Annotated in this window: 26 protein-coding genes; 7 read left to right on the forward strand and 19 right to left on the reverse strand. The window is 64.9% G+C overall.

The genetic code is table 11. The features are described 5' to 3' along the window. Positions 1-40 precede the first annotated feature (40 nt). Both VPH40_RS20540 and VPH40_RS20545 read left to right on the forward strand, forming a co-directional pair. Entirely contained in the window at positions 41-763 is a 723-nt protein-coding gene (locus VPH40_RS20540; RefSeq protein ID WP_328574366.1) for a c-type cytochrome, read from the forward strand. Next, positions 760-2,034 carry a cytochrome c gene (locus tag VPH40_RS20545; RefSeq protein WP_328574367.1) on the forward strand — a complete coding sequence of 425 codons (1,275 nt, stop codon included), beginning with the start codon at positions 760-762 and terminating at the stop codon, positions 2,032-2,034. Before VPH40_RS20540 ends, VPH40_RS20545 begins: the two co-directional genes overlap by 4 nt. Before the next feature lie 121 nt (positions 2,035-2,155). On the opposite strand, the gene VPH40_RS20550 is transcribed toward VPH40_RS20545, so the two are convergent. Beyond that, positions 2,156-2,791: an SAM-dependent methyltransferase gene (locus tag VPH40_RS20550; protein WP_328574368.1), complete on the reverse strand. Its 636-nt coding sequence runs from the start codon at positions 2,789-2,791 to the stop codon at positions 2,156-2,158. Between the two features lie 188 nt (positions 2,792-2,979). On the opposite strand from VPH40_RS20550, the gene VPH40_RS20555 reads away from it, so the two are divergent. Then, positions 2,980-3,765: a head GIN domain-containing protein gene (locus VPH40_RS20555; protein ID WP_305061331.1), complete on the forward strand. Its 786-nt coding sequence runs from the start codon at positions 2,980-2,982 to the stop codon at positions 3,763-3,765. A 60-nt stretch (positions 3,766-3,825) separates the two neighbouring features. Here VPH40_RS20555 and VPH40_RS20560 read toward each other — a convergent pair whose 3' ends face one another. Then, entirely contained in the window at positions 3,826-4,368 is a 543-nt protein-coding gene (locus tag VPH40_RS20560; RefSeq protein WP_070291303.1) for a YaeQ family protein, read from the reverse strand. A 39-nt stretch (positions 4,369-4,407) separates the two neighbouring features. Further along, positions 4,408-5,289: a formyltetrahydrofolate deformylase gene (purU, locus tag VPH40_RS20565; protein ID WP_077401742.1), complete on the reverse strand. Its 882-nt coding sequence runs from the start codon at positions 5,287-5,289 to the stop codon at positions 4,408-4,410. 345 nt (positions 5,290-5,634) lie between these two features. On the opposite strand from purU, the gene VPH40_RS20570 reads away from it, so the two are divergent. The 3 genes from VPH40_RS20570 to VPH40_RS20580 all read left to right on the forward strand — a co-directional run bounded on the left by VPH40_RS20570 (position 5,635) and on the right by VPH40_RS20580 (position 7,295). Beyond that, positions 5,635-6,147, forward strand: coding sequence for a phasin family protein (locus VPH40_RS20570; RefSeq protein ID WP_099664830.1), 513 nt, complete (start codon positions 5,635-5,637; stop codon positions 6,145-6,147). 47 nt (positions 6,148-6,194) lie between these two features. Beyond that, the gene (locus VPH40_RS20575; RefSeq protein WP_305053453.1) at positions 6,195-6,611 is read left to right on the forward strand and encodes a KGG domain-containing protein; all 417 of its coding nucleotides are present in this window, start codon (positions 6,195-6,197) and stop codon (positions 6,609-6,611) included. Between the two features lie 171 nt (positions 6,612-6,782). Then, complete coding sequence (locus VPH40_RS20580) at positions 6,783-7,295, forward strand: YgjP-like metallopeptidase domain-containing protein (RefSeq protein WP_034758768.1); 513 nt, start codon at positions 6,783-6,785, stop codon at positions 7,293-7,295. A 129-nt stretch (positions 7,296-7,424) separates the two neighbouring features. Here VPH40_RS20580 and VPH40_RS20585 read toward each other — a convergent pair whose 3' ends face one another. The 12 genes from VPH40_RS20585 to VPH40_RS20640 all read right to left on the reverse strand — a co-directional run bounded on the left by VPH40_RS20585 (position 7,425) and on the right by VPH40_RS20640 (position 21,358). Beyond that, the gene (locus VPH40_RS20585) at positions 7,425-8,018 is read right to left on the reverse strand and encodes a PEP-CTERM sorting domain-containing protein (RefSeq protein ID WP_099664832.1); all 594 of its coding nucleotides are present in this window, start codon (positions 8,016-8,018) and stop codon (positions 7,425-7,427) included. A gap of 312 nt (positions 8,019-8,330) precedes the next feature. Then, a complete protein-coding gene (locus VPH40_RS20590) occupies positions 8,331-8,876 on the reverse strand; it encodes a TIGR00730 family Rossman fold protein (RefSeq protein ID WP_180278808.1) in 546 nt (181 codons plus the stop codon). Positions 8,877-8,887: 11 nt separating this feature from the next. Next, positions 8,888-9,661, reverse strand: coding sequence for a hypothetical protein (locus tag VPH40_RS20595; protein WP_099664834.1), 774 nt, complete (start codon positions 9,659-9,661; stop codon positions 8,888-8,890). 41 nt (positions 9,662-9,702) lie between these two features. Next, positions 9,703-10,374: a TetR/AcrR family transcriptional regulator gene (locus tag VPH40_RS20600; RefSeq protein ID WP_034758777.1), complete on the reverse strand. Its 672-nt coding sequence runs from the start codon at positions 10,372-10,374 to the stop codon at positions 9,703-9,705. A 138-nt stretch (positions 10,375-10,512) separates the two neighbouring features. Next, the gene (locus VPH40_RS20605) at positions 10,513-11,130 is read right to left on the reverse strand and encodes a phasin family protein (protein WP_328574369.1); all 618 of its coding nucleotides are present in this window, start codon (positions 11,128-11,130) and stop codon (positions 10,513-10,515) included. A gap of 135 nt (positions 11,131-11,265) precedes the next feature. Further along, positions 11,266-14,901: an EAL domain-containing protein gene (locus VPH40_RS20610; RefSeq protein ID WP_328574370.1), complete on the reverse strand. Its 3,636-nt coding sequence runs from the start codon at positions 14,899-14,901 to the stop codon at positions 11,266-11,268. Between the two features lie 302 nt (positions 14,902-15,203). Further along, on the reverse strand, positions 15,204-16,160 hold the full coding sequence (locus VPH40_RS20615; RefSeq protein WP_328574371.1) for an esterase/lipase family protein: 957 nt from the start codon (positions 16,158-16,160) through the stop codon (positions 15,204-15,206). Further along, positions 16,157-17,791: a GMC family oxidoreductase gene (locus tag VPH40_RS20620; RefSeq protein ID WP_328574372.1), complete on the reverse strand. Its 1,635-nt coding sequence runs from the start codon at positions 17,789-17,791 to the stop codon at positions 16,157-16,159. Before VPH40_RS20620 ends, VPH40_RS20615 begins: the two co-directional genes overlap by 4 nt. 7 nt (positions 17,792-17,798) lie before the next feature. Continuing rightward, on the reverse strand, positions 17,799-18,326 hold the full coding sequence (locus VPH40_RS20625; protein WP_328574373.1) for a hypothetical protein: 528 nt from the start codon (positions 18,324-18,326) through the stop codon (positions 17,799-17,801). Positions 18,327-18,398: 72 nt separating this feature from the next. Then, positions 18,399-19,604, reverse strand: a complete 1,206-nt coding sequence (locus tag VPH40_RS20630; protein WP_328574374.1) for an MFS transporter — start codon at positions 19,602-19,604, stop codon at positions 18,399-18,401. Between the two features lie 90 nt (positions 19,605-19,694). After that, on the reverse strand, positions 19,695-20,597 hold the full coding sequence (locus VPH40_RS20635; protein WP_328574375.1) for a LysR substrate-binding domain-containing protein: 903 nt from the start codon (positions 20,595-20,597) through the stop codon (positions 19,695-19,697). Next, positions 20,594-21,358: an RNA methyltransferase gene (locus tag VPH40_RS20640; RefSeq protein WP_328574376.1), complete on the reverse strand. Its 765-nt coding sequence runs from the start codon at positions 21,356-21,358 to the stop codon at positions 20,594-20,596. Before VPH40_RS20640 ends, VPH40_RS20635 begins: the two co-directional genes overlap by 4 nt. Positions 21,359-21,553: 195 nt before the next feature. On the opposite strand from VPH40_RS20640, the gene VPH40_RS20645 reads away from it, so the two are divergent. Next, positions 21,554-22,336, forward strand: a complete 783-nt coding sequence (locus VPH40_RS20645) for an inositol monophosphatase family protein (RefSeq protein ID WP_035826389.1) — start codon at positions 21,554-21,556, stop codon at positions 22,334-22,336. A 75-nt stretch (positions 22,337-22,411) separates the two neighbouring features. Here VPH40_RS20645 and VPH40_RS20650 read toward each other — a convergent pair whose 3' ends face one another. From VPH40_RS20650 to VPH40_RS20665, 4 genes are all read right to left on the reverse strand, one after another. Beyond that, complete coding sequence (locus VPH40_RS20650) at positions 22,412-23,344, reverse strand: type II secretion system F family protein (protein ID WP_328574492.1); 933 nt, start codon at positions 23,342-23,344, stop codon at positions 22,412-22,414. Between the two features lie 27 nt (positions 23,345-23,371). Then, a complete protein-coding gene (locus VPH40_RS20655) occupies positions 23,372-24,340 on the reverse strand; it encodes a type II secretion system F family protein (protein WP_289919165.1) in 969 nt (322 codons plus the stop codon). 6 nt (positions 24,341-24,346) lie between these two features. Next, positions 24,347-25,693: a CpaF family protein gene (locus tag VPH40_RS20660; RefSeq protein ID WP_442906674.1), complete on the reverse strand. Its 1,347-nt coding sequence runs from the start codon at positions 25,691-25,693 to the stop codon at positions 24,347-24,349. A gap of 63 nt (positions 25,694-25,756) precedes the next feature. Then, on the reverse strand, positions 25,757-26,917 hold the full coding sequence (locus tag VPH40_RS20665; protein WP_077401700.1) for an AAA family ATPase: 1,161 nt from the start codon (positions 26,915-26,917) through the stop codon (positions 25,757-25,759). Positions 26,918-26,933: the final 16 nt, after the last annotated feature.

Genomic DNA, 26,933 nt, shown 5'->3' on the forward strand with positions numbered 1-26,933 from the left:
ATCGACCGACGAGACAGGTTACTTTTCCATGCAACTCTCCATGCTACTGCATTCCCCCCTCGTGCTGTTGCTGTCCATTGCCTTGCCCGCCACGGCGCTGGCCGCGCCCGCCAGCATTTCCGCCAGCCACGACAGCCTGGAACAGCGCATCAAGGCGTGCACGGCCTGTCATGCGCAAAAGGAACGCCACGACGCCTTCTTTCCCCGCATCGCGGGCAAGCCGGCCGGCTACCTGTACAACCAGTTGCTGAACTTTCGCGAGGGACGGCGCCAGTATCCGATGATGAACTATATGGTGGAACACTTGCCTGACGATTACCTGCGCGAAATTGCCGACTTTTTTGCGGCACAGCACCCTGCCCCGCCGCCGGCCCAGCCCAGCGGCGCCGGCACGACGGCCCTGGCGCGGGGCAAGCAGCTGGTGCTGCATGGCGATGCCGGCAAGAAAATTCCCGCCTGTATCGCCTGCCACGGCCAGCAGCTGGCCGGCGTGGCGCCCGCCATCCCCGGCTTGCTGGGCTTGCCGCGCGACTATATCAACGCCCAGCTCGGTGCGTGGAAGAACGGCATCCGCCGCGCCCATGCGCCCGACTGCATGGCGCAAGTGGCGCAGCGCCTGTCCGACGCGGACGTGGGCGCCGTCTCGGCCTGGCTGGGCACGCAAGTGGCCAGCGCCGACGCGCGTCCCGCGGAAAACATCGCCCTGCCCTTGCCGCTGCATTGCGGCGGCGTGCCCGGCTCCGGCGCGCAGGTGGCGCCATGAAAAAATGGATACTCGCGGCCGCCATCGTCGCCATCGGCGCAGCCGGCGCCAAATTCCTGCTGTGGCCGGCGGACGACGTGGGACCGCCAGCCACCGCCAGCACCCTGAGCCAGGAACAGCTGGTCGCGCGCGGCGCCTACCTGGCCAAGGCGGGCGACTGCATGGCTTGCCACACGACGCGCGGCGGCGTGCCCTACGCGGGCGGCCGGGCCTTGCAGACGCCGTTCGGCAAGGTGCTCTCGCCCAACATCATGGCCGACAGGGAAACGGGCATCGGCAGCTGGACGGCCGACGATTTCTGGCGCGCCATCCACAACGGCAAGTCGAAGGATGGCCGGCTGCTGTATCCGGCCTTTCCCTACACCAGCTACACCAAGGTGCGGCGCGAGGATAGCGACGCCCTGTACGCCTATTTCCAGAGCCTGCCGCCGCACCGGCAAGCCAACCAGCCGCACGCGCTGCGCTTCCCCTATAACCAGCAGATCGCGCTGGCCGCCTGGCGCGTCCTGTATTTCAAACCGGGCGTGTACCAGCCGCTGACGGGCAAAAGCATGGAATGGAACCGCGGCGCCTACCTGGTGCAGGGCCTGGGCCACTGCAGCGCCTGCCATAGCAGCCGCACGACCCTGGGCGGCAGCGACGACGGCCTGTCGGGCGGCCTGATTCCCGTGCTGGGCTGGTATGCGCCGTCGCTGACGTCGGATGCGGAAGCGGGCCTGGGCGACTGGGACACGGCGCATATCGTGGAATTGCTGCAAACGGGCGTGTCGCCGCGCGCCACCGTCTTCGGCCCCATGGCGGAAGTCGTGCGGCAAAGCCTGCAGCACATGAGCAATGCCGACGTGCAAGCGATGGCCGTCTACCTGAAAAGCCTGCCCGGTCCTGCGCAGCCCGCGCAACGGGCGCCGCGCGACACGTCCGAGCAAGCCCGGCAGCAACTGGCGCTGGGCGCGAAACTGTATGAGGCGCAATGCGCAAGCTGCCACCAGGCCGACGGCAAGGGCGTGCCGCCCGGCTACCCGCCGCTGGCCGGCAACCGCGCGCTGACGACGGAGTCGGCCGTCAACGCCATCCGGCTCGTCCTCAACGGCGGCTTCGCGCCCGGGACAAAAGGCAACCCGCGCCCCTACGGCATGCCGCCGTTCGGCCCCGTAATGGATGACGCGGAAGTGGCGGCCGTGGTCACGTACCTGCGCGCGTCGTGGGGCAATGACGCGCCGGCCGTGTCGGCCCTGGAAGTCAATAAATACCGCAGTGTGCCGCTGGAGTAGCGCGCCTGAAAAACGTCCATGGCGGCGTTGCATCTCCTTGCCCTGAACGTTTTGCAGGCGCGCCGCATGCGAAAATAAAAAAACCGGCCAGCGCCGGTTTTTTCACGTCAAGCAGCCGTTCTCAGCGGAACTTGCTCTTGTGCCCAGTCTTCAGGTCCAGCGCATAACGCACGCCGTTGTCCGTCAGCATGACTTCATCGGGCGGCTCTTCGCCGGCCAGGGCGCCGTCGATCAGGGGCAAGCCTTCGCCCTTGCGCATCAGGTCGTCGCAGCGCTCGTACACGTTGGCGCACCCCGTGGAAGCCATCAGCGATTGCACGATGGCCACTTTCCACGCATCGACACCGCCCGCGTTGAATTCGCAGATCAGGTAGCCTTGCACGCCGCCGAACAGTTGCACCACCAGGCCGGGCAAGCCCTCGTCTTCGCCCTTGATCAGGGTCAACAGCTGGTTTTCGCCCGCCTTCTTGATGACAGATAATTTTTTCTCGATGGCGGCCTTGACGCGGCGCTTGATCAGCGCGTGGTCGACCGGTTCGTCTTCCTTGAAGCTCCAGATGCGCGCGCGGATCTGCGACTTCGAATTGTAGGCGGCGCGGGCGATGAATTGCTTCGATGAGCTTTGCACGATGGCCGTCGAGCCGGGCTTCATTTTTTCCTGCGGCTTGCCTTCGACTTTTTCAATCGCGGACGCGTAAATCCACGATTGGCCCAGCAAGCTCTTTTCCTTGCCCTGTTTGATGGTGATGATCAGCATGTAATTCCAGTAGTGTGACCGGCGCGTACCGGTCGTCGTATATCCAATACCGGCATGATACCTCATGCCATCCTGTCGCATCCTCCTGCATTCCATGCCGCTGCTGGCGCAGTCTGTCGCAGCGCGCTACGCAGGCGCGGCCGGCTGGCATACCATGCAAGTATACCAATTCCAAACAGGGAGCAAGAATGACACCGACACTTTTCCACCCCCGCCGTGCCCGCGCCGCCACCGTCCTGCTGCTGGCCGCCTGCGCGCTGGCCCTCCCGGCCGCGCCGGCGCTGGCCTCGCCGCTCGACTGGATTTCCGGCAACAGTATCCAGGGCAGCGGCAAGCTGCAAAAGCAGACGCGCGAAGTCGGCAATTTCCATGCCGTGGCGCTGAACGTGCCGGGCACGGTCGAATTGCGTATCGGCAACACGGACAGCATCACCATCGAGGCCGACGACAATATCCTGCCGCTGATCGAGACGGCGGTGGAAAACGGCACCTTGCGCATCCGCCCCGCCAAGCGCAACGCCAACTTCCGCCAGAGCAGCCTGAACATCGTCATCCAGGCGCGCCAGGTGGAACGCATCAGCGTGGGCGGCTCGGGCAACATCACGGCCACGGGTTTGCGCGCCGAGAATCTGCGCTTCGACGTGGGCGGTTCCGGCTCCATCCACGCGCGCGACCTCGACAGCCGCCAAGTCTCCATCGCCATCGGCGGCAGCGGCAACTTCAAGGCCAGCGGCAAGACGGAGCAACTGACGGCCTCGATCGGCGGCTCGGGCAATATCCAGGCGGGCAAGCTGGCCGCGCGCGACGTGCAGGTGAGCATCGGCGGCTCGGGCGAGGCGCAGGTGTGGGCCAAGGATGACTTGACCATCAGCATCGGCGGCTCTGGCGAAGTGAGCTACTACGGCGACCCGCGCATCAGCCGCAGCATGCAGCGTTCGAGCAGCATCAAGCGGCTGGGCGCGGCGCCGAATTAAGCCCCCGCAATGACAAAAGCCCGGAGCGATCCGGGCTTTTTGCGTTTCAGACAGGCTATATCAGCGGGCCGGCTTCACCGGTTCGCGGTCGATCAGGACCGTGTTGACGCTGTCCGTCAGCCAGATCTGGCCATCCTGGATCGTGCATTGCAGCTGCATCGTGCGCTGCGCCAGCTTGCTCATGTCTTGCGCCGCTTCCGATGGCAAGTTGATCACGGTCAAGTTCTTCGCCCGTTCCAGCTTGTTCGCGATCTGCTTCCACCAGATGTGGCTGGTTGCGCCATAGCTGTAGACGATGACCTGTTCCGAACGGCCGCACGCCTTCAGGATGCGCTTTTCATCCGGCTGGCCCACTTCGATCCACAGCTGGATGGCGCCCGTCAAGTCTTTCTGCCACAGATCGGGCTCTTCCGTGTCGAACAAGCCCTTGGTAAACGTCAGCGCCTCGTCGGCGTGGATGGCGAACGCCAGCAGGCGCACCATCATGCGCTCGTCCGTTTCGGACGGGTGGCGCGCCAGGGTCAGCGCGTGATCCTGGTAGTAATTGCGGTCCATGTCGGCGATCTGCAGATCGGCTTTGAAAATTGTTGCTTTGAGGGCCATCGTGTTTCTGTCTCGGTAAAGTAAATAGTGAAGTCGGTATCAGCGGAAAACCACGGTCTTGTCGCCATTTTTCAGGATGCGGTGCTCGACGAACCATTTCACGGCGCGCGCCAGCACCACGCACTCGACGTCGCGGCCGATGGCCGTCAGGGTTTCCGCATCCATCGCATGGTCGACGCGCTCGACGTCCTGCTCGATGATCGGGCCTTCATCCAGGTCGCCCGTGACGAAATGGGCCGTCGCGCCGATCAGCTTGACGCCGCGGTGATGCGCCTGCGCATACGGCTTGGCGCCCTTGAAGCTGGGCAGGAAGGAATGGTGGATATTGATGGCGCGGCCGTCGAGCGCCTGGCACAGGCCGGGCGACAGGATCTGCATGTAGCGCGCCAGCACCACCAGGTCGATCTTGTGCGTGTCCATCAAGTCGATGATCTTCGCTTCCTGCGCCAGCTTGGCCGCTTCCGGCGCGCCGGTGGCCAGCGGCAGGTGGTGGAACGGAATATTGTAGCTGGCCGCCAGCTGGTAGAACTCCATGTGGTTCGACACGATGGCGGGAATTTCCACGTTCAGCAAGCCGCTCTTGTAGCGGAACAGCAAATCGTTCAGGCAATGGCCGATCTTCGACACCATCAGCATGACGCGCGGCTTGACGCGCGCATCGTGCAGCTGGCCGTGGAAGGGGCCGTTCAACTGCATGGCTTGCGACAGGTCGGCGAAGTCGCTGCGCAACTGGGCGTCGCTGACGGCGCCGTCTTCCAGCGCGAAATGCACGCGCATGAAGAACAGCTGGGATTCCTGGTCGCCGAACTGGGCGGAATCGAGGATGTTGCAGCCGCGTTCGGCCAGGAAGCCGGACACGCGGTGCACGATGCCGCGCTGGTCCAGGCAGGACAGGGTCAGGATGTATTCGGGATGCGTCATGGTCGCGGAATAAAGCAAAAAAAGTGGGCTATGCTCGGCTCAGCCACGCGCGCCGGCCATCGGCTGCGCTGCCGCGAGCCGGCTATTGTCGCACGGCCGGGCCAGTCAACCCGCATTTTCCACACAAGCAGCATGGCTGCCGGCGGCGGCAAGCCGATTCACGTTCATTTGATCTAACACAAAGTCATCGCATTTTTCCGTCTGCCAGGCGCCATTCCCCCGCCAAACGGGCAGCTGGCGTGGAACCTGGCACGCCATCCGGCGTCTATCCCTTTGCTTGTTTCACCATACGCCGCATCCGGTGCACCGGGTGTTTCCTGGATCCGTTTTTCATTGAGGTAGAACATGTTCACAAACAGTATTTCCCCCAGTTTCAGCCCCGCCCTGAAGTCCCACCTGGAGGCCCAGTGCAATTTCGCCACGGAACTATCGCGCAAGCTGGTCGATACGGCGCAGCAACTGAGCGAGCTGCATCTGCGGCTGGCGCAAGACTTGCTGCAGGAATGGAGCAGCGCCAGCCAGCAACTGCTGTGCGCGCGCGACACGGGCGAGTTCATGTCGCTGGCCGCGGCCCAGTTGCAGCCGAGCAGCAACAAGCTGCAGCAGTACCAGCAGCAGCTCGGCAACCTCGTCGCCAACGCCAATGTCGAAATGAACCGCACGGCAGAGAACCACCTGCCCGAAGCGAGGCGCACGGCCGTGGCCTTCGCTGACGAAGTGGTGCGCAAGACGGCCGAGGAAACGGAAAAAGCCACGCAGCGCCAGCGTGAAATGATCGAAAAGATGCACGCCACGGCCCCCAGCAATGGCGCCGGCCGCAGCCGCGATACCGGCAGGCAATCCGATCAGGCGCATTGAGCACTTGAATTGACCACTTGACCCCACTCGACAGCAAGGAGAGCGACATGGCTAGCAATCAAGGTAATGAACAGGGCAAAGGCGCTGGCAGCAGCCAGAAAGCCGGCGAATCGGGCAGCGGCAAAGGCCCGAGCAAGCGCGGTTTCGCCGCCATGAACGAGGAACAGCAACGCGAAATCGCCAGCAAGGGCGGCCAGGCAGCCCATCAAAAGGGCACGGCGCATGAATTCGACTCGGAAGAAGCGCGCCGGGCCGGACAGAAAGGCGGCGAAGCCGTCAGCCGCAACCGCGAACACATGGCGGAAATCGGCCGCAAAGGCGGCGAAAGCCGGCAATCGGCCCAGCGCGCCAATGAAAGCCGCAGCGGCACGGCCACGCGCAGCGGCGGCACCGAGCAGGGCCGCCCCGGCCGGCAAGGCGGCAAGGACGAGGACGACAAGGGCGGAGCAGGCGGAGCGGGCTGAGCGGGACAGGCCGCCGGGCTGCCCCTGCGGCGCGCGGCCTGATGCAGGTAGGCAGGGGCGGCCCTGGCAGCCCTGGCAGCCCCGTGCAAGGGCTGGTGCAGCGCGGGGGGCGGCGGTATGGTACATTCTCGCCTTACCGACACCTCCGCGCCACGCCCCGCCCTTCCCCGCATGCAGCCATCCCTGAAATACCTGAGCGCCTATTCCGAACAAACGCAAGCGCAAGTGCAGCAACTGATCGCGCAAGACAAGCTGGGCGACGTCCTGTTGAAACGCTATCCGAACGCGCACGATGTACGCAACGACAAGGCTTTATACCAGTATGTGCAGGACTTGAAGAATGAGTTCCTGCGCAATGCCGAGCCCATCAACAAGGTGGCGTTCGACAGCAAGATCCATGTGATCCAGCACGCGCTGGGCTTGCATACCTCGATCTCGCGCGTGCAAGGTGGCAAGCTCAAGGCCAAGCATGAAATCCGCGTGGCCACCATGTTCAAGGAAGTGCCGCTGGAATTCCTGCGCATGATCGCCGTGCACGAACTGGCGCACGTGAAGGAAAAGCAGCATGACAAGGCGTTCTACAAGCTGTGCACGTATATGGAACCGCAATACCACCAGTACGAATTCGACGTGCGCCTGTACCTGACCCAGCTCGACCTGTCCGGCCAGCGCCTGTGGTCATGACATCCACATAACAACAATGCCGCCCCGGACATCCATTGGGCGGCATTGTTGGTGTGGGTCAGAGTAGCCGCCCGGCAAGACGGGCGGCTCATGACGCATGTGCTGGCGGGACCGGCAGCGTGCTCAAGCTCAGGCGGCGTTCTTGCGGCGGCGCAGGAAGGCCAGCAAGCCCAGTCCGCCCAGCATCATGCCGTAGGTGGCCGGCTCCGGCACGGCACTCACGCTGGCGGCGATATTGTCGACCTGGAAGGTGTGCAAGGCACCCTCCTGCCACGTTGCCGACAGCAGGTTGTTGAAACCCGTGAACGTGTAATCGCTGAAGTTATGGCTGCCATCGAGGCTGAAGGTCTGGGTCACCGTGCCGCCGCCCACCTGATGGCCGAAGAACGTCACGTCGTAAGGGCCAGGCAAGCTCACGAAATCAGCCAGGCGGATCGAGCTCAGCGAGAAAGCGGCGCCATCGGTACGGCTCAAGGTTGTCGTCGTCAGCACGGTGGCGCCAAGACCGGCCGAGCCGGCATAGGCAAAGTTGCTTTGATGTGCGGAACTCAACAGGCCCAGGAAGCTGCTGTCGAAATTGTAGCCGCCTTCGGAATAGGAATCGAAGACGGAGCCGAGAATGCCGGGTTGCTCCAGCGCATCGAAGCCGATGACGGTGGTTTGTGCGTGGGCGCCGCCGGCGGCGAGAATGGCGGCGACGGCAGTCGCGCGCAAGAGAGTCATTGGTTTCACAATAGTATCCTTTCAAGATGATGAAGTAGCGAGGTTGTGGCAACTTGCAATATCTAGGCGTCGTAGCGGGAAACGGGAGGCGCCTCGCTGGGTGTCCGACATGCCTGTCTTTTGAACAATTGCAGTAGAACACATTCATGCATAAAAAGCATCTTCATTTTCAAAAAAACATGCCTGCGTGGAAATATTCTAGCTATATTTATATTAATTAATTAATTGATCTTGATCAATTTTCCCGTACAGAAATAAAAAAGCCATGCATTTCACAATGCATGGCTCTGGATGAGACTTCACAAAGAAGATTTACGGCGCACTATCCTTCAACCGCTGCACCAGGGCCGCAGGATCGGCATCGGCGTTCAGGAACGCCGCGTGCTGCGGGCGGATGAAGCCCTGTTCCTTGCCGTTTTGCACGAAAGCGATCAAGCCGTCATAAAAACGGTCGACATTGAGCAAGCCGATGGGCTTGGCGTGCAAGCCCAGCTGGGCCCAGGTGAGCATCTCGAACAGCTCTTCCAGGGTGCCATAGCCGCCGGGCATGGCAATGAAGGCGTCGGACAGGCTGGCCATCATCGCCTTGCGCTCATGCATGTCCTTCACGATGAACTGCCGCGTCAAGCCCGTGTGGCCCACTTCGCGCTCGACCAGCTGGGTGGGAATCACGCCCGTCACCTCGCCGCCCAGGCGCAGCACTTCATCGGCGATCACGCCCATCAGTCCCACCTTGCCGCCGCCATACACGAGCGAGATATTTTCCGCCACCAGCACGCGCGCCAGCTCGCGCGCCGCCACGGCATAGTCCGGCGAGACGCCCGCGTTGGCGCCGCAATACACACATAAAGCCTTGATCACAATATTCCCTACCCTTTCAATTCATCGATCGCCGCCTCGACCTCGAGGCGCTCCTTGGCGTCCAGTGCCACGCACTCGGCCGCCTTTTCATACAGGGCCAGCGCTTCCGCCAGCTTTTTCTTTCCGTCCAGCATATTCAAGGCGCGCGCATATTCGCTGTGCGCCAGCGCCGAATACGGCGTCAGGGCCAGCGCCGTCTTGAAGTGCTGGTAGCCATCTTCCTTGTTGGCGCCGTAGGTCAGGCCGCCTATCATGGCGCCGACCTTGTCGATAATTTCCGTATGATAAATCCCAAACGCGATATGCGCTTCCGCATGCATGGGCGCCACCGTCATCGTGCGGTCCAGGCTATTGCGCACGCGCGCGCCCATGCCCTGCGCCAGGGCCTTGACGACGGACGTGCCCAGCGCATAGCGGCCCAGGCTGTAGGCGTGCCAGTAGTAGCCGGCCGGATTGTCCGGCTGCTCGCTCTGCTGGCGTTCGCAGCGCTCCGCCACTTCCTCGTACATGTCGAGTTTCCGGCTGTCGTCCACTTCCAGGTGCGTGGCATAGATGCAAGTCGCCTTGTGCGCCACCGCATAGCCGGGCACGCCGACAGCCAGGCCCAGTTTCACGGCCCGCTCGAAGTCGCCCGCATGGAAGGCCAGCCACGCCTGCACCAGCGCCGGGTGCGTGGGAAAGGGTTCCACATCGCCCGCATGCAGGCGCGCCCAGGCCGCTTCCAGGGTTTGCGGGGTGTAGACATATGCTTCGTCCGGATAAGGAAATTGTTTCCAAGCCATATATCTCTCCTGTAAATGACGACGTGGCGCCAGCAGTCGCGTCAGTCGTTCTTGAGTTTTGTCACATACTCTTCCGACAGTTTGCGAAACAGCAAATGCGTTTCATTGCGTAAATACGGCCCGATCAGGGACAGCACCTGGTAACAGCCGCGCGCCAGCGCGTCGGACATCGATTGCTGCTCGCTGTACTTGCGCGGGTTGCGCACATATTCGTACGACAGCCAGTAGGTGGCGACGACCACCATATTCGTCGCCATCGCGGCCACTTCCATGTCCGACGCTTCCAGCGACTGTTCGCTGCGCAAGTCTTCGCACAGCTGCGTGGCCACCTTGATCTTGTGCGCCAGGATCAGCTTGAAGTGCAATTCCAGCTTGCGGTTGCGCGACAGCAAATCGTTGAGGTCGCGATAGAAGAAGCGGTAGCGCCAGATCAGTTCGAACATCAGGTGCAAATACAGCCAGACATCCTCGATATTCGAGCGGCGCCCGTCGGGTACGGTCAGGATGCGTTCGATTTCCGCCTCGAACTGGACGAAGATGGAATTGACGATGTCGTCCTTGTTACGGAAGTGGTAATACAGGTTGCCGGGCGAAATGTTCATCTCTTCCGCAATCACGGTCGTCGTGATATTCGGCTCACCAAACTCATTGAACAGGCGCAGCGACAACTCCAGGATGCGTTCGCGGGTACGGCGTGGTGCTTTTTGTAGCATGGCGGGCAATCTCTCTGTGTTCTGCCTCAAGCATACCACCTAAGATAGCTGTAATGAAACACTCCGCCCCCGGGCGCCGGCGAAAAGCCCGGGCAAGAAAAAGCCTGCTCGCGCAGGCTGGAGGGATGCGGCGCCGGCTCAGGCGGGCGGCGCTTTTTTCTTCGCGGCCGGTCTCGCCGCCGGCTTGCTTGCCGGCTTGCTCGCCGCTTTGCTGACCGGCTTGGCCGCGGGGCGCGGCGCGCTCCGGGCTGCCGGCTTGGCCGGGGCCTTGGCGACGACCGCTTTCGGCGCGGTTTTCGGTGCAACTTTCGGCGCCGCCTTCACGGCGGGCTTGGCCGCGGCCTTCGGCTTGGTCGCCGGCGCGGCCTGGGCCGACAGCGCCGCCACTTGCCGGCTCAAGGCCTCGATCTGCGCGTGCAGTGCGGAAATATCCTGTTGCGTGGGCACGCCGATGGTGGCCAGGGCGCGCGCGACACGCTCTTCAAACACCTGTTCCAGCTTGTCCCAGGAGCCGCTGGCCTGCTTGCCCACGCCATCGGCCAGCTTGCTGACACTGTCGCTCACGCCGGAAACCTTGTCTTCGGCGCGCTTCTGGAATTCCGTGCCTTCCTTCACCAGCCGGGAAAACACGCGTCCCCCCTCTTCCTGCGCCTTGGCGAAGGCGCCCAGGCCCGCTTGCCAGATCTGCTGCGCCGACGAGCGCACGGCGTTCGCCAATTCCTTGTCTTCCGCCAATTCCTTCAATTTCTTCACCATCGCCAGCTCCCGTCATATGAAAGGCCATGCCACTTCATGGATACTTTTTATTCTAGTGAGCAAAACTAGAGACGGGAGTCTAATCCGATAGAAAGCTGCCTCGGAAGGTGCGCCAGCGCACGCAGCGGCCAGCGCCTAGGCCGCCGCCTTCACCTGGCCATGCAGCAGCTTGTGCAGGCGGAAGCCTTCGCGGATATTCTCGCGCAGCACGGCGCCTTTCCACGGTTTCGTGTAGAAGCGGTCGACGGCGCCGCGGTTGATGGCCGCCATGATGGGCGTCAGGTCGGCAAAAGCCGACAGCATGATGCGGAAAGTGTCGGGACACAGGTGCTTGACCCGTTCCATGAATTCGGTGCCGCTCATGAGCGGCATGCACTGGTCGCACAGGATCACCTGCACCTTGTGGCGCGCCAGAATGTCGAAGCCTTCGGCGGCCGTCTGCGCCGTGAGGATGCGGTAGCCGTCCTGCGCCAGGAAGTCGCTGAGCACGTCGAGCATGAAGACATCGTCGTCGACGATCAGCAAAGTTTGCTGCTCTTCGCCGGCGGCATCCTCAGGCGCCTGCAGCAACTTGCCGCCCATCAACATCTGCTCGAATTCCTCGTGCGGCACGGGGCGGCTGAAATAATACCCCTGCATCTCGTCGCAGCCGTGGCGCCGCAAATAGGCCAGCTGCGCATCGTTTTCCACGCCTTCGGCGATCACTTCCAGCTTCATGCTGTGCGCCATGCTGATGATGGCCAGCACGATGGCCGCGTCGTCCGGATTGCTGGTGACTTCGCGCACGAAGGCGATGTCGATCTTCAGCTTGTCGATGGGGAAGCGCTTCAGGTAGGCCAGGCTGGAATAGCCGGTGCCGAAATCGTCGATGGAAATCTGGATGCCCAGCGCCTTCAGGTTGCGCAGCACGGCGATGGTTTCCTCGGCGTTCGACATCAGCGAGCTTTCCGTCAGCTCCAGTTCCAGCAGTTCGGGCGCGATCTCGTATTTGCGGATGGCCTTGAGCACCTCCTCTTCCAGGCCGCCGACGAAAAACTGGATGCCCGAGACGTTCACCGACAAGTGCACGGGCCCGATGCTGCTGGCGCCCCACTCGCTGATCTTCTTGCACGCTTCGTCGAGCACCCAGTTACCGACGCGCACGATGAGTCCCGTTTCTTCCAGCAGGGGGATGAACAGGGCCGGCGAAACCATGCCGTGGCCGGGACGGCGCCAGCGTATCAGCGCTTCGGCGCCGCTGATGCGCCCCGAGATGATATTCACCTTGGGCTGGAAGAACAGCACGAATTCCTCGTTGTCGATGGCGCGCCGCAGGGCGTTTTCCATGTCCAGCCGCGCCATCGACTGCGCATTCATTTCCGCCGTGAAGAAGCGGAAGGCGTCGCGGCCCGCCTCCTTGGCGCGGTACATGGCCGTGTCGGCATATTGAATCAAGGTGTCCGCATCGACGCCATCGTCGGGGTACACGGAAATGCCGATGCTGACCGTCACCGTCACTTCATGGCCCTGCAAGTCGAAGGGCTTGCGCATCGCCTCGCGCACCTTGTGGACCACGCCCACGGCGTGCTGGGCGCCGTCGGGCAGCACCAGGATGGTGGCAAATTCGTCGCCGCCAAAGCGGCCGATGGTATCGCGCACGCGCAGGCAATCGACGAGGCGGCTGGAAAACTGGCGCAACAGGTCGTCGCCGATGGTGTGGCCCAGGGTGTCGTTGATATTCTTGAAGCGGTCGATATCCATGAACAGGACGGCCACGGCCCACTGGTGTTCGGCCGCCTGGGCCAGGGAATGGGTCAGCGAGACGTAGAACTGGCTGCGGTTCGGCAAGCCCGTCAAGGTGTCGAAATGGGCCAGCTTCATCAGGCGCTGCTCGGCATCCTTGCGCTCGGTGATGTCGCGCGCCACGGCCACCAGGATCCAGCTCTGCCCCGAGCGCAGGGTGCGCCGCTGCACTTCCACCGACAGCGGCGAGCCGTCCTTGCGCTGCAACTGCAATTCCGTCATCGGCCCGCCCTGGTCGCCGGCCAGCAGCTTGTTGTACAGCTCTTCCAGCTGGGATTCGCCGTCGTGCGCGCGGCCAGGCCCCACGCGCAGGAAATCCTCGCGCTCGAAACCGAGCATGCGGCAAGCCGTCTGGTTGACGTCGACGAAGCACATGCCGGCGCGGTCGACGAGGAAAATCGCGTCGGCCGTGGCGTCCATCGCCAGGCGGAAGCGGCGCAAGTCTTCATCGAGGCGGATGCGCGCCGCCATGTCCAGGGTCAGCTGCTCGTGATGGCGCTTGATCTCGTCGTACAGCAGCAGGTTGTCGTAGGCGACGGCGATCTGCGCCGCCACCGTGGCGGCGACCCGCTCGTCGACTTCGGAAAATTCAGTCGCCCCCAGCTTGTCGACTAGGTACAGCCAGCCGTGGCTGCGTTCGCGCGAGGCGATGGCCACGCCCAGGAAGGAGTGCACGGGCGGGTGCGTGTCGGGCAGGCCCAGCGCGCCGGGGTCGCCCTTCAAGCCATTGACCCGGTAGGGCTGGCGCTGCTCCAGCAAGCGGTTCAGGATGCCCGTGCGCGGCGCGCTGGCGATGCGCTCGAGGTTTTTCTCGGCGCCGCACGAGGAAAAATAGCTGAGCTTTTCGGCGCCCTCTTCCAGCACGCCGATGCAGGCGTACTTCGAGACGCAGATATTCTGCGCCACCTTGCAGCCCGCCTCGATCAGGGCGCGCGGATCGCGTTCGGCGCCCAGCTCGATGCCCAGCTCGATCAAGGCCGTCAGGCGCAGGCTGACCGCCTGCAGGCTCGACAGCGAACGCGACAGGCGCTCCGTCATGACGCCCAGGTCTTCGGGGATGGCCGCCTGGCCCTCGCGCTGGCTGGCCAGCTGCGAAATCTGCTGGCTGCTCGATTCCAGTTCATCGAGGTAGCCGCTGACCTGGTGCTCGATGCCCGCCAGCTTGCCCGCGGCGGGAAGCGCCGCGCCGCCGGCGTCCGGCGCCCCCGGCACCTGTGCCGCCGCCGGCATCAGCCCCAGCGCCTCGTTGACGGTGCGCACGATGACCTCGGGGTCGGACGGCTTGGGCAGCACCCAGCGCACGCCGCAGGCCTGCGCCAGCAAGATCGCTTCCTGCTCCCGGTAGGTGGCCGTATAGAAGATGATGGGCACGTCGGTCAGCGCGGGGTCGGCATGCACGCGCGTGACGAATTCGTAGCCGTCCATGTTCGGCATAAGGATGTCGGAAATGATCAGGTCGGGCCGCTCGGTGCGCAGGATTTCCAGCGCGTCGGCGCCATTCGCCGCTTCCAGCAGGCGGTGGCCGCCGTAACCCAGCAGCGCGGTCAGGAACTCGCGGTTCAGCACATGATCATCGACGATCAGGATGGTGGCTATGTCGTTTTTAACTGGCGTCGACGGCGCCCCGGGTAAAAAAGACTCCAGCTCCGCAACGAAAAGGTCGGGCTCGATCGGCTTGCCGATATAGCCATTGAAGCCCGCCTCGAGCAGGCGTTCGCGGTCGCCCACCATGGCCAGCGCCGTCACGGCCAGGGCCGGGATCGCGCGCAGCCGCGGGTCTTTCTTCAGCTCCGCCACCACGCCGTAGCCGTCGAGCTTGGGCAAATGCACGTCGCAAATGATCAAGTCCGGCAATTCGCTGCGCGCCATGCGCACGCCCTCTTCGCCGTCATAGGCTGCCAGCGGCGTGTACCCGAAGGCGCGCAGCAAATACACCATCAATTCCATATTGGTGGCGTTATCTTCAATAATCAGGATACGTGCGGACAATTAGCGCCCCCAATAAAAACTGCATGGACTCATTTTCCGCCTGCGTTCAACTTTCCGCATGCGCAGCTAACATAACAATCCTATAACATCTTGCCATACATCCAGAAAAATATCTGTGCGCAGGGTACCTGCAGAGCTTCGCAAGCGGCCTCGGGAAGAAATTTCCGCCAGCCGTCTTCTGACGTTAGCTTAATACAGTACGCCAGTGGAAAACAGCATTTTCTGCCCGTGGCGCTGTTAAACACGGGCAACAGCAGAGTCAAAAGAGACAGTCTTGCCATGCAGATAAAACACAACAGGATTCAGGCAAAACGGGGGGAAGATGGGGGCTGGGCGACTTCGGTCTTGATAGTGATTTCTTCCAACAGCTGACGCAGCACGCGTGCATCGCTGGCCAGCGCCACGTGGCCGATGCCGCCGAAGGCGAGATTGCGCGCGCCGGGCAAATGCGCGGAAGATTGCGGCGCGACAATATTATCGTGGTGCGAGTAAATCGAGGTGATCAGGGCGCGCGTTTCCGGCGTCTCGCTTGCGGCCAGCTGCGCCAGCCAGCCGCTGGGCGCGCCATGGATACGGCTCATCTGGCGCGCATTAGCGCCCGCCGCCACATTGGCCAGCGCCGTGCCGTGGTGCGGCGTGCCGATGGTGATGATGCGCGCCACGCGGGCCGCGCCGTAATGGCGCAGCCAGGCGCGCGCCACCAGGCCGCCCATGCTGTGGGCGACGATGATGGCGCGGTCGCTGCCCGTGCGGGCGCACAGCGCCGCGATGGCTTGCTCGACCTGCGGCACGAATTCCTCGATATCGGCGCCTATCGGTTCCAGGTCGACGCCGTCGTGCGCGATGCCGGCCCGCGCCAGCTGCCGGCTCAGCTGCGCCCAGTAGCCGCGGTTGCACACATAGCCGTGGATCAGCAGCACCGGCAAGCCCTGGCCAGCGACGGTGTCGGCCGCATGCAAACGCGGGCGCAGCATGCCCCACGACGAGGTCCACAGCGTGGCGCGCAACTCGCCCAGGAACAGCCGCGCGGCGCCCCGCATACCCAACTGATGCTCCGGCGGCACGGGGCTGCCAAGATGCCGGCTTTCCCGGAAATTGCGCGCCACGACCAGCGCGCGCACGGCCAGCAGCATGGCGCCCGCCAGCAGCAGGGCCAGCACCGGCGACGCGACGCCCCAGACATGCATGGCCAGGTACGCCACCGCCAGCACGGCCAGCACCTGCAGCAGCATCAGCCACTTGAGGATGCGCGCGATCATGCCGTGCCTGCGACGGGAACGGGCGCGGGCTTGCCCGTCAGTTCCCGCGCCAGGCCGCTGGCCAGGCGCGCGGCCAGCGCATACAGCGTCAATTGCGGATTGGCGCCTGTCGAGGTGGGGAACAGCGAGCCGTCGTGCACGGACAGGTTGCGCACGCCGTGGTAGCGGCCGTCGGCGCCCGTCACGCCCAGGCGCGCATCGTCCGACATGGCGCAGCCGCCCATCACGTGGGCCGACACCACGCGCGCCAGCAGCGCCTTCATCGGCAAATCGCCGATGGCCTGTTTCGCCTGCGTCCAGCTGGTGTAGTGGCTGGCCAGCTCGTGCACGGGATACACGCTCCGCGCGCCGGCCGCGAACTGGATTTCCGCCATCGACAGCAGCGCGCGCCGCACGCCATCCCAGATGAAGGGCGTGAGCGGATAGTCGAGCACGGGCGCGCCGAAGCTGTCGATCGATACGCTGCCGCCCGCCGCTTCATGGTGAAAGCCGTCGCGCAGCAGCGCCAGCAAGGCGTGCGCATGGGGGAAGTCGCGCATGGTGCGCGCATGCTCGTCGCCGAAGCCGCCCATGGTGGTGGCCATCAGCAGCGGATGCAGGGGCGGCGCTTCGAGCTTGTAGCCGATGGGGCCATCGATGGGCGCCGTGTGCAGGAAATGGTCGGAATAAATCGTCTGCGGCGCGCCCGCATAGGCGTCGACGCGCTGCTTGAACAAACCCGCCGAAATCACCGTCGGATGCAAGAAGGTGCGCCGCCCCAGCAAGCCGTGCGGATCGGGCGCCTGCGAGCGCAGCAGCAGCGCGGGCGAGTTGATGGCGCCGCCGGCCAGCACAAAGTGCCTGGCGCGCAGCGTCAGGCGCACGCCCGTGGGCGCCTGCCCGGCGGCATCGAGCGCCGTCACCTGCAGGCTGTCGATGCGCTCGCCCTTGAAGCTGAAACGCTCGGCGCGCGCGTGCACGAGCAGGCCCGCGCCCAGCGCCAGCGCCGAGGGGATCGTCGTCACCAGCATCGATTGCTTGGCGTTGGTGGGGCAGCCCATGCCGCAGTAGCCGAGGTTCCAGCAGCCGTTCACGTTGCGCCGGATGGCGGCCGTGGGAATGCGCAGCGCTGCGGCGCCACGCCGCAACAAGTCGTTGTTTTCATTCGGCGGCGCGGCCCAGTCGCTCACGTGCAGGCGTTTTTCCATCATGGCGAACCACGGCGCCATGGCGTCCACGGAATAGCCGGACAAGCCAAAATGCGTGCGCCAGTAATCGAGGGTGCCGGGCGGCGTGCGGAAGCTCGAGGTCCAGTTAACGGTGGTCGAACCGCCGACGGTGCGCCCCTGCAAAATGTTGATGGCCTTGTCGCGCGTCTTGCGCGCGGCCGATTCCTGGTACAGCGCGGGATAGGCGTCCGCTTCGCGCATCTTGAAGTCGCGCGAAGACTTCAAGCCGCCCTCTTCGACGATCAAGACCTTCAGGCCGGCCAGCGCGAGGATTTCCGCCGTCACGCCGCCGCCGGCGCCGCTGCCGATGACGACGACATCCGCCTCCAGGGTGCGGTCGGCATTCAGGGTGCTGGCGTCGGTGACGCTCCAGCCGCTAGCCACGCCGATGGCGATGGGGTCAGGAATGGGGGATGTGCTCATGGATGCCTTATGCGCTCAGTTCGGGCAGCGGTCCCGGATAGCCGATGGCGGCCCAGTGGGCGGCATCGGCATACCAGGCGCCGAGGATCAGGTCGTGCAGGGCCAGGTAGGCCGTCTGCAGGGTGGCCAGGCGGTGCGTGCGCCACGATTGCAGGAAGGCGGTCACCTGGGCGGGGTCGGCTTCGCGCCAGCCATCTTTGACGCCGGCGACGAAGCGCCGCGCGGGCGCCAGCGCCAGCAAACCGAACAAATCCTGCACTTCCTGCTGCGCCGCCAGGGGCAAGCCGCGGATGGCCGTGTCCACGCCGGCGATGGCGCCATCGAGCGCCGCGGCCCGCGCGGGGGTTTCCCGCGGCAGCGCGCTGCCCAGCATGGCCGGCACGATGGCGGCCAGCGCCGCACGCGCCGCGCCATCGAGCACGAAGCGGCCAGGCGGCGACGGTCCGCGCACGAGCCGGTACGCGGCGCCGCCGGCGGCCAGCGCGCAGGCGCCGAGCACACCCAGTTTCAGAAACGATCTGCGTTGCATTGCCATGTCTCCCCTTGTTTTATACCGCCTTTTGCAAGCCAGTGTACGCCAAAGGCAGTGGGCGTTTGAACGCAAAAACTAGAGCGGAGAGTCTAGTTTTTGCGACTGAAACCACAGCAGCAGCATGGCTAGCAGCGCCGCCAGCGCGCCGCCGATGGCGATGCTGGGCAAGCCGCAGGCGACGATCAGCGCGCCGCCCAGTGCGCCGCCAAGCGCCGTGCCCGCATTGAAGGCGGCGATATTCAAGCCCGCCGCCACGGCGTCGCTGCCCGGGCAATGCCGCCGCGCCAGGCGCAGCAAACCCATGGTCGACAGGGTGACGAGAGCAAAGAACAGCAAGCCCAAAGTGCCGCACAGGGCCAGCATGGCCAGGGGATGGGCGCGCAGCAGATAAAAGGCCAGCAGATTGAGCGCCAGCGCGGCCAGGGCCAGCATGGTGGCGCGCAGCGCGTGGGGACGGTCCGCGCACCAGCCGCCCAGCAGGTTGCCGCCGATGGCGCACGCGCCAAAGCACAGCATGGCGGCGCCCAGCCAGCCCGCATCGAGCCCGCCCAGCTGCAGCAGGAAGGGCGAGACATACGTGAAAAAACTGAAGGTGGCCACGCTGACCAGCGCCGCCACGCCGGCCGCCAGCAGCAGGGGCGGTTGCAGGATGGCGCGCAGGCTGGCCAGGGCCGATGTGGCGCCGGTCTGCTGGCGCGCGGCCGGCATGGCGAGGCGCAAGCCCGCGCCGCCGCACAGGGCCAGCACGCCGATCACCGCAAATACCCAGCGCCACGACGCGACGGCGCCCAGCCACGTCCCCAGCGGCACGCCGCCCGCCAGCGCCAGGGTCAGGCCCAGCCAGACGATGGACAGCGCCCGGCCCGCGCGCGACGGGTCGACCAGGCTGGTGGCCGCATGCGAGGCGATGGCCATGAACACGCCATGCGCGAGGCCGACGGCAAAGCGCACCCCCAGCAGCGCGCCCAGCGCCGGCGCGGCCGCCATGGCCACGCTGCCGGCCGCCAGCACGAGCATGGTGGCCACCAGCACCTGGCGCACGGGCCGGCGCGCCAGCAGGGCCGTCAGCACGGGCGCGCCGATGGCCGCGCCCAGCGCATACGCGGCGATGGCGCCGCCGGCCGCCGCCACGCTGGCGTGCAGGTCGCGCGCCATGGGCGTCAACAGGCCGGCGGCGATGAATTCGCACAAGCCGAAGGCAAAGCTGCACAGGGAAAGCAGATAAATGGAGAGTGGCAGCGCGGCGGACGGCAGCGCAGTGCGCGAGGACATGGTGGACATGGCAGTTCCTGACAATCAAAACGCCATGCTGGCCCCGCGATCACCATCTGTAAAATATCTTATTTATATTGAAACGAGACGTTCAAAGTCTCAATGCGGGGAAAAGTGCCGCAATTGCGCCAGCAGCCGCTCGCGCACGGGGGATGTGCGCCGCGGGTCCCACGCCATGTACAGGTCGAGCTGGCGCAGCGGCGCGGGCGCGCTGCTTGCCAGCGGCAGCATGACGACGCCGGCCGGCATGGACGCCGCCAGGCTGGCCGGCAGCAGGGCCGCACCAAAACCGGCCGCCACCAGTCCCAGCACCGTCTGCAAACGGCGCGCCTGCTGCGCCACCTGCGGCACGAAGCCCGCATGCAGGCACAGGCTGGCCAGCTGGTCGTGGAAACCCTGGCCCAGTTCGCGCGGCGAGGCGACGAAATCGTCACCGGCCAGATCCGCCAGGTCCACCCGCGCCTGCCCCGCGCAGCGGTGGTTCAACGGCAGCGCAACGACGATGTCTTCGCCAGACAGGCGCTCGAAGCGCAGGCCCGGCGTGCTGCGCCCCGGCGCGCGCAGCAGGGCGACATCGACCTCGCCTTTTTCCAGCCACTCGACCTGCTGCTGCGTCGACGCTTCGCGCAAGGTGAATTGCACGGCGGGCGAGGCGGCGCGGAAGGCGCGCAAGGCCGTCAATACGTGGGCATACGGGGTGATGTGGATGAAACTGAGGCGCAAGTGGCCCTCGATGCCCTGCGCCACGCGGCGCGTGGCGGCCACGCCCTCTTCCAGGCTGGCCAGCACCTGGCGGGCCGTGGCCAGGAAAGCCGTGCCGGCCGGCGTCAGGCTGACCTTGCGGTTGGTGCGTTCGAAGACGGGATAGCCGAGCGCTTCTTCCAGCCGCAATATCGCCTGCGACAACGGCGGCTGCGCCATGTACAGCCGTTCGGCCGCGCGGCGGAAATTGAGTTCCTCGGCGACGGCGATGAACTGGCGCAGCAGCCGGGTTTCTATCATGGGCCTTTTTTCGCCACCGCCAGGATATGCCGCGCGATGCCGCGCAGGATATTGACTTCTTCCGTTTCCAGCCCCGTACGCGAAAACAGGCGTTTCAGCCTTGGCATGAGTTTTTTCGGGTTGTCGGCGTCGAGGAAATCGATGGCCACCAGCGCCTGTTCCAGGTGTGCATACATGCCGTCGACCTGCGCCAGGCTGGCCGCGTCGCCGTGAAAACCGACGGGACAGGCGATTTGCCCGTCGCCGAGGGCCGCCACGCGGCATTCGTAGGCCACGACCTGCGCCGCCTGCGACAGGTTCAGCGAGGAATACTCGGGATTGGCGGGGATGTTGATCAGCACATTGCACTGCTCGACGATCTCGTTGGGCAAGCCGAAGCGCTCGTTGCCGAAGATGACGGCCGCGTGCAAGTCGTCGCTGGCCGCCAGCTGCGCGGCGATGGCGCGCGGCGCCGTGACGGGCGGCGAAAATTCGCGCAGCCGGGCCGAGACGGCCGCCGCGTAATTGCAGCCTTCGAGCGCCTCGGCGATGGAGCCGACGATGCGCGCGCCGGACAGGATATCCTGCGCGCCGCTGGCGAAAGCCACCGCTTCCGCGTCCGTCAAGGCGTCGGGAAAGCGGGGGTTGACCAGCACCAGATCGGAAAAACCCATCGTTTTCATGGCCCGCGCGACGGCGCCAATGTTGCCGGATCGACTAGTTTCGACAAGAATAAATCGCAGGCGTTTGAAAAGAGACGTGTTGATTTCGGGCAGATTCATTTAAAATAGCGCTATTGCGCGGTATCGATACAGGAAATTTCGGGAAACGGAGTCACAAAACGCTGACTCCAGGCCGGGATTTTAACCACTTCGGCACCGCTCCGCTCTTTAATTCATTCTTGCACTCTATCGTACCGGCGCCGAAAGGCGACGCTGGGCGGTCGCGTGCTTTTAACGGAAGCTCACATGCACCCAATGCTCAACACGGCGATCAAAGCCGCCCGCCGCGGCGCCGCCGTCATCAATCGCGCCTCTTTTGACCTCGACCGCGTCGTCGTCACGGAAAAACAACATAACGATTTCGTCACCGACGTCGACCAGGCGGCCGAACAAGCCATCATCGAGGTGCTGTCCAAAGCCTACCCGGACCACGCGTTCCTGGCTGAGGAATCGGGAGCTTCCGCCAACTCGCACGACGAGAATGAATATCAGTGGATCATCGACCCGATCGATGGCACCACCAACTTCATCCACGGTTTCCCGCAATACTGCATTTCGATCGCCCTCGCGCATCGCGGCGTCGTCACGCAAGCCGTCATCTACGATCCGGTCCGCAACGACCTGTTCACGGCCACCAAGGGTGCCGGCGCCTACCTGAACGAAAAACGCATCCGCGTCACCAAGCTGGACCGCATCTCGAACGCCCTGCTGGGCACCGGCTACGTGGCCGGCAGCGCCCGCGCGCTGGACGAATACCTGAAGATGTACGCGATCATGGGCGAACGCAGCCAAGGCGTGCGCCGCGCCGGCTCGGCCGCGCTGGACCTGGCTTACGTCGCTTGCGGCCGCCTGGACGGCTTCTACGAAAAAGGCTTGAAGCCTTGGGATATCGCCGCCGGCGCCCTGATGATCACGGAATCGGGCGGCATCGTCGGTGAATTTTCCGGCGAATCGGACTACCTGTACAAGGGCGACGTCATCGCCGCCAGCCCGAAGATCTTTGGCCAGATGATCACCCTGCTGACGCCATTCGCCTGATTGCCGGGCCCGCGCTGACGTAACAAAAGCTGCCGGAGTCGCCTCCGGCAGCTTTTTTTTCGCCCCGGCCAGTCCTCAGCTGCCCCGCATGGCCGGCAGCAGCACGCGGTAAATCTGCAGGAACGCCGGCCCCATCAGCACGACCATCAGCGAGGGGAAGATGAAAAAGATCAACGGAAACAGCAGCTTGAGGGCGATCCTTGCCGCCGTTTCCTCGGCCCGCTGGCGCCGCTTGGTGCGCAGCTGGTCGGACTGCACGCGCAGCGACGCGGCGATGCTCGTGCCGAAGCGCTCGGCCTGGATCAGCAGGGTCACCAGCGCGTCCACGTCCTCCACTCCCGTGCGCAGGGCCAGGTTGCGCAAGGCCTTGTCCTTGGCGCTGCCGGCGCGCAATTCCAGCGTCACCAGTTGCAGCTCTTCGGCCAGGACGGCGCTTTTCAGGCCGATTTCCTGCGCCACGCGCGCCAGCGCCGCATCCATCGCCAGCCCCGCTTCGACACACACCGTCATCAGGTCCAGCGCATCGGGAAAGGTTTCGAACACTTCGCGCTGACGCTGTTTCAGGCAGTGCGACAGCCAGGCATTGGGCAGGTAGTAACCGAGGGCGGCCGCCGCGACCAGCCACAACAGCATATTGTGTCCGCCCTGGCGCAGCAGAAAATACGCCAGCAGCGGCAAGCCCACGAACAAGCCTGTCTTGGCCGCATAAAACAGCGCGGGCGCGGCCTGGCTGCGCCAGCCCGCATGGACGAAACGGCTGCGGATGGGCGAACTTTCCCAGCCCTCGTCCGGCAGCGACAGCCTGGCCAGCGGGCGCGTCAGGCTGACGGCGTGCGCCAGCCAGCGCCGCCTCGCATGGCGCCCGCTGTCGCCGGCGGCGCCCGCATCGCCCAGCGCCTGCAGCCGCTCCTGCACGGCACTGCCCGTGCACAGGCGCAACACCAGCAAGGCCAGCGCGAAAACAATCAGGAACAGCAGGCCCAGCAAGGCCAGCTGCGCCGTACTCATCGTGCTCATCGTGTCTGTTCTTTCATCTTACACCCGGATATTGATAATTCTTCTGATGCAGATCACGCCCAGCATCAGCAAGCCCAGCGATACTCCAACCATCTTGCGCCCGCCCCCATCCGTGTACAGCACGGCAATAAACTGCGGATTCATCAAATGCATCATCAGCGCCGCGCCGAACGGCAACAAACCCAGGACCCAGGCCGACATGCGCCCTTCGGCCGACAGCACGCGCACCTGGCCCAGCAATTTCAGGCGGTCGCGGATGATGGCGCTGATGCTGCTCAGCAATTCAGTCAGGTTGCCGCCCGTTTCGCGCTGGATCAGCACGGCGATGACGAAATAGCGCAAGTCCGTGCTGGGCACGCGCGCGGCCAGGTTGCCCAGCGCATCGGCCATCGCGACGCCGAAACTGACTTCGTCGAACACGGCGCGGAATTCGTCGGCCAGCGGCCCCGTCATTTCCTCGCCCACCATTTTCAGCGCGGTGGGAAAGGCATGGCCGGCGCGCATGGCGCGGCTCATCAGGTCGAGCGCGTCCGGCAGTTGCTGCTCGATGCGCACCAGCCGCTTGCTCCTGGCGCGGCGCACCAGCAGATACGGCAGCGCGGCGCCGCCCGCGGCCAGGCCCAGGCGCACATACCATGGCAGCGGCAGCGCGCCGGCCAGCAGCAGGCCGGCCGTCCCGCCCAGCAGGCAATAGCCCAGAAAAGTGGCCACGAACCAGCGCATGCCCGCCTGCAGCAGCAGCTGGTCGAGGCGCCGCGCGCCGGGCAAGCCTTCCAGCACGCCGTGCAGCAAGGGATGGACGCTCAGCGGGCGCTGCTTGGTGATCGACAGCGCCTGTTCGCCATCGCTGGCCGTGTACATGGCTTGCAGGCGCCGCGCCACCCGCGCCGCGCCCGCTCCCCGCGCCGCTTGCCACGCCAGCCAGGCGCCAGCCACCAGCAGCAGCACGGCCAGGAAAAGGAACAGATAGACAAGGTAGGAAAGCATGGCCGGTCAGCGCCCCGCCACGGTGGGTTCGAACAGGGCGGCCGACACGCCGATGCCAAAGCTGTTCAGGCGATCGAGGAAGCGCGGGCGGATGCCGCTGGCCGAGAAATGCCCGACCACCGCGCCGCCCTCGGCCACGCCCGTCTGCCGGAAACTGAAGATTTCCTGCATCGTGATGACTTCCCCTTCCATGCCCGTGATTTCCTGGATCGACGTGACCTTGCGCTTGCCGTCGATCAGGCGCGACACTTGCACCACCACCGACACGGCCGAGCTGATCTGCTGCCGGATGGCCTTGCTGGGCAGGTTGGCCGCCGCCATGCTGATCATGTTTTCCAGCCGCGTGATGGCGTCGCGCGGCGTATTGGCGTGGATGGTGGCCATCGAGCCTTCATGGCCCGTGTTCATGGCCCCCAGCATGTCGAGCGCCTCGGCGCCGCGCACCTCGCCCAGGATGATGCGGTCCGGGCGCATGCGCAGCGCATTGCGCACCAGCGCGCGCTGGCTCACCTCCCCCTTGCCTTCGATGTTCGCGGGCCGCGTTTCCAGGCGCACCACGTGCGGCTGCTGCAATTGCAGCTCGGCCGCGTCTTCCACCGTGACGATGCGTTCCGTCTGGCCGATAAAGCCGGAAATCACATTGAGCATGGTGGTCTTGCCGCTGCCCGTGCCGCCGGAAATGAGGATATTCATCTTCGCCTTGCCCAGGCCCTGCAGCACCTCGGCCATCTCGGCCGTCATGCTGTGGTAGGCGACCAGGTCGGCCAGGCGCAGCGGATCGACGGAAAACCGCCGGATCGACATCACGGGGCCGTCGATGGCCAGCGGCGGGATGATGGCGTTGACGCGCGAACCGTCGGGCAGGCGTGCATCGACCATGGGGCTCGATTCGTCGATGCGGCGGCCCACGCGCGAGACGATCTTGTCGATGATCTTCATCAGATGGGCGTCGTCGTCGAAGCTGACGTCGGTCAGCTCCAGGCGGCCGCCCCGCTCCACATACACCTGCTTGTGGCCGTTGACGAGGATGTCCGACACGCTGGCATCGGCGAGCAGCGTTTCGAGCGGCCCGAAGCCCAGCATCTCGTGCTGGATGTCGCGCGTCAGGCTACGGCGCTCGGCGTCGTTGATGACCACCGCCTCTTCGTCCAGCAGGCGCTCGACCAGGCCGCGCAATTCTTCGCGGATGCGCTCCTGCGACAGGCGCTGCATGCTTTCCAGGTCGACCCGTTCAAGCAGCAGCCCATGGATGCGCAGCTTGAGGTCGCGGTAGCCGTGGTTGTCGATGACGGTCATGCGTTGCGGCGCGAGCGCGGCGATCTTGGCGCTGCCGAGCCGTTCGCGGATGGACAAGGCGGCGATGGGGGAAGTAGCCATGAAATGCTCCTGTTCTGGGATGGGGATCAAGCGCGTGGATCAGGCGCGCCGCAGGACGCGGCCGAGCCAGCCCTGGCGCGCCGTGCTGGCCGCGCCGCCGGCCAGGCTGGCGGCGAACTCCTGCAGCGAGCGGGTGATCGGGCTGGCCTTGTCGAGCTGCAGGATAGGCACGCCCTGGTTGACCGAGGCGGCGGCCGAGGCGTAGTGATTCGGCACCGTGCGGTAGACCGCCGTGCCGTACGCCGCTTCCAGGTCGCGCAGGCGGATTTCGCCGCCCTTGTCGTGGCGGTTGACGATGATATGCACCTTGTCCTTCGCGTATTCGAGCGAGCGGAACATGCCCAGCAGGCGCTTGCCGTCGCGGATGTACGGCAAGGTCGCCTGCAGGACGGGGAAGATCATGTCGGCGTGGTCCAGCGCGCGCACGCTGACGGCGTCGAGGTTGCGGCCCACGTCGAGCACGATGAAATCGTACTGGCGCCTGGCTTGCCGGATGACTGCGTCGATGTGCTCGGGCGCCACTTCGCTGGCGTGCGCCGGATCCTCGGGCGCGGCCAGCACGCTGTAGTTGGGCAGGATGTGCAGCATGCTCGATGCCAGGAACGAGGCGTCGAGCCGGTGGATGTCGCGCGTGACGTCGGACAGCGTGGCCAGCGGCTTGTTCTCGGACACGAAGAGCGAGGCGTCGCCAAAATGCAGGTTCATGTCGATCAGGGCAACGCGCTGCTGGCCGCCGGCGGCCAGCGCATAACCGAGGTTGCTGGCGATGAAGGTGGCGCCGCTGCCGCCCTTGCAGGAGATGAAGGCCAGCACCTTGCCGTTGCCATGCTCGCGCCGCTCCAGCTTTTCCTCGATGCGTTCGAGCGCCGCATACAGGCTGGCCGGCGCGGCGGGAAACGGCAGCACGTCGCGCACGCCCGCGCGCATGGCCTGCAGCAGGAATTCAGGCGCCTGCTGGTGGCACAGCACGATGAAGGCCATGCGCGGATGCTGGTTGCTGAGGCGTTCGATGGCGGCCAGGTCGGCGCCGTCGTTCGACGGGCGGTCGAAGATCAGCACGTCGGGCAGCGATTGCGCCGCCTGCAGCGGTTCCAGCGTTTCGCCGCCCGCGTTGATCTCGTCGAGCCGGTTGCGGCTGCGCAGCAGCCGCCCCAGTTCGGACAGCGTTTTTTGATCCGTGGAATGGATGGCGATTTTCACGATATGCCTTGCGGGT

This window comes from Janthinobacterium sp. P210005 (assembly GCF_036231865.1).
Taxonomy (GTDB): domain Bacteria; phylum Pseudomonadota; class Gammaproteobacteria; order Burkholderiales; family Burkholderiaceae_D; genus Janthinobacterium; species Janthinobacterium kumbetense.

What these genes read in the sequence shown, in the direction of transcription:
- VPH40_RS20620 (WP_328574372.1), bottom strand. Translation starts at nt 17,791, where the DNA reads ATGAGCACATCCCCCATTCCTGACCCCATCGCCATCGGCGTGGCTAGC.
- VPH40_RS20540 (WP_328574366.1), top strand. Translation starts at nt 41, where the DNA reads ATGCTACTGCATTCCCCCCTCGTGCTGTTGCTGTCCATTGCCTTGCCC.
- VPH40_RS20635 (WP_328574375.1), bottom strand. Translation starts at nt 20,597, where the DNA reads ATGATAGAAACCCGGCTGCTGCGCCAGTTCATCGCCGTCGCCGAGGAA.
- VPH40_RS20645 (WP_035826389.1), top strand. Translation starts at nt 21,554, where the DNA reads ATGCTCAACACGGCGATCAAAGCCGCCCGCCGCGGCGCCGCCGTCATC.
- VPH40_RS20625 (WP_328574373.1), bottom strand. Translation starts at nt 18,326, where the DNA reads ATGGCAATGCAACGCAGATCGTTTCTGAAACTGGGTGTGCTCGGCGCC.
- VPH40_RS20615 (WP_328574371.1), bottom strand. Translation starts at nt 16,160, where the DNA reads ATGATCGCGCGCATCCTCAAGTGGCTGATGCTGCTGCAGGTGCTGGCC.
- VPH40_RS20640 (WP_328574376.1), bottom strand. Translation starts at nt 21,358, where the DNA reads ATGAATCTGCCCGAAATCAACACGTCTCTTTTCAAACGCCTGCGATTT.
- VPH40_RS20560 (WP_070291303.1), bottom strand. Translation starts at nt 4,368, where the DNA reads ATGGCCCTCAAAGCAACAATTTTCAAAGCCGATCTGCAGATCGCCGAC.
- VPH40_RS20575 (WP_305053453.1), top strand. Translation starts at nt 6,195, where the DNA reads ATGGCTAGCAATCAAGGTAATGAACAGGGCAAAGGCGCTGGCAGCAGC.
- VPH40_RS20595 (WP_099664834.1), bottom strand. Translation starts at nt 9,661, where the DNA reads ATGGCTTGGAAACAATTTCCTTATCCGGACGAAGCATATGTCTACACC.
- VPH40_RS20605 (WP_328574369.1), bottom strand. Translation starts at nt 11,130, where the DNA reads ATGGTGAAGAAATTGAAGGAATTGGCGGAAGACAAGGAATTGGCGAAC.
- VPH40_RS20555 (WP_305061331.1), top strand. Translation starts at nt 2,980, where the DNA reads ATGACACCGACACTTTTCCACCCCCGCCGTGCCCGCGCCGCCACCGTC.
- VPH40_RS20650 (WP_328574492.1), bottom strand. Translation starts at nt 23,344, where the DNA reads ATGAGTACGGCGCAGCTGGCCTTGCTGGGCCTGCTGTTCCTGATTGTT.
- VPH40_RS20630 (WP_328574374.1), bottom strand. Translation starts at nt 19,604, where the DNA reads ATGTCCACCATGTCCTCGCGCACTGCGCTGCCGTCCGCCGCGCTGCCA.
- VPH40_RS20600 (WP_034758777.1), bottom strand. Translation starts at nt 10,374, where the DNA reads ATGCTACAAAAAGCACCACGCCGTACCCGCGAACGCATCCTGGAGTTG.
- VPH40_RS20570 (WP_099664830.1), top strand. Translation starts at nt 5,635, where the DNA reads ATGTTCACAAACAGTATTTCCCCCAGTTTCAGCCCCGCCCTGAAGTCC.
- purU (WP_077401742.1), bottom strand. Translation starts at nt 5,289, where the DNA reads ATGACGCATCCCGAATACATCCTGACCCTGTCCTGCCTGGACCAGCGC.
- VPH40_RS20550 (WP_328574368.1), bottom strand. Translation starts at nt 2,791, where the DNA reads ATGCTGATCATCACCATCAAACAGGGCAAGGAAAAGAGCTTGCTGGGC.
- VPH40_RS20580 (WP_034758768.1), top strand. Translation starts at nt 6,783, where the DNA reads ATGCAGCCATCCCTGAAATACCTGAGCGCCTATTCCGAACAAACGCAA.
- VPH40_RS20545 (WP_328574367.1), top strand. Translation starts at nt 760, where the DNA reads ATGAAAAAATGGATACTCGCGGCCGCCATCGTCGCCATCGGCGCAGCC.
- VPH40_RS20655 (WP_289919165.1), bottom strand. Translation starts at nt 24,340, where the DNA reads ATGCTTTCCTACCTTGTCTATCTGTTCCTTTTCCTGGCCGTGCTGCTG.
- VPH40_RS20585 (WP_099664832.1), bottom strand. Translation starts at nt 8,018, where the DNA reads ATGACTCTCTTGCGCGCGACTGCCGTCGCCGCCATTCTCGCCGCCGGC.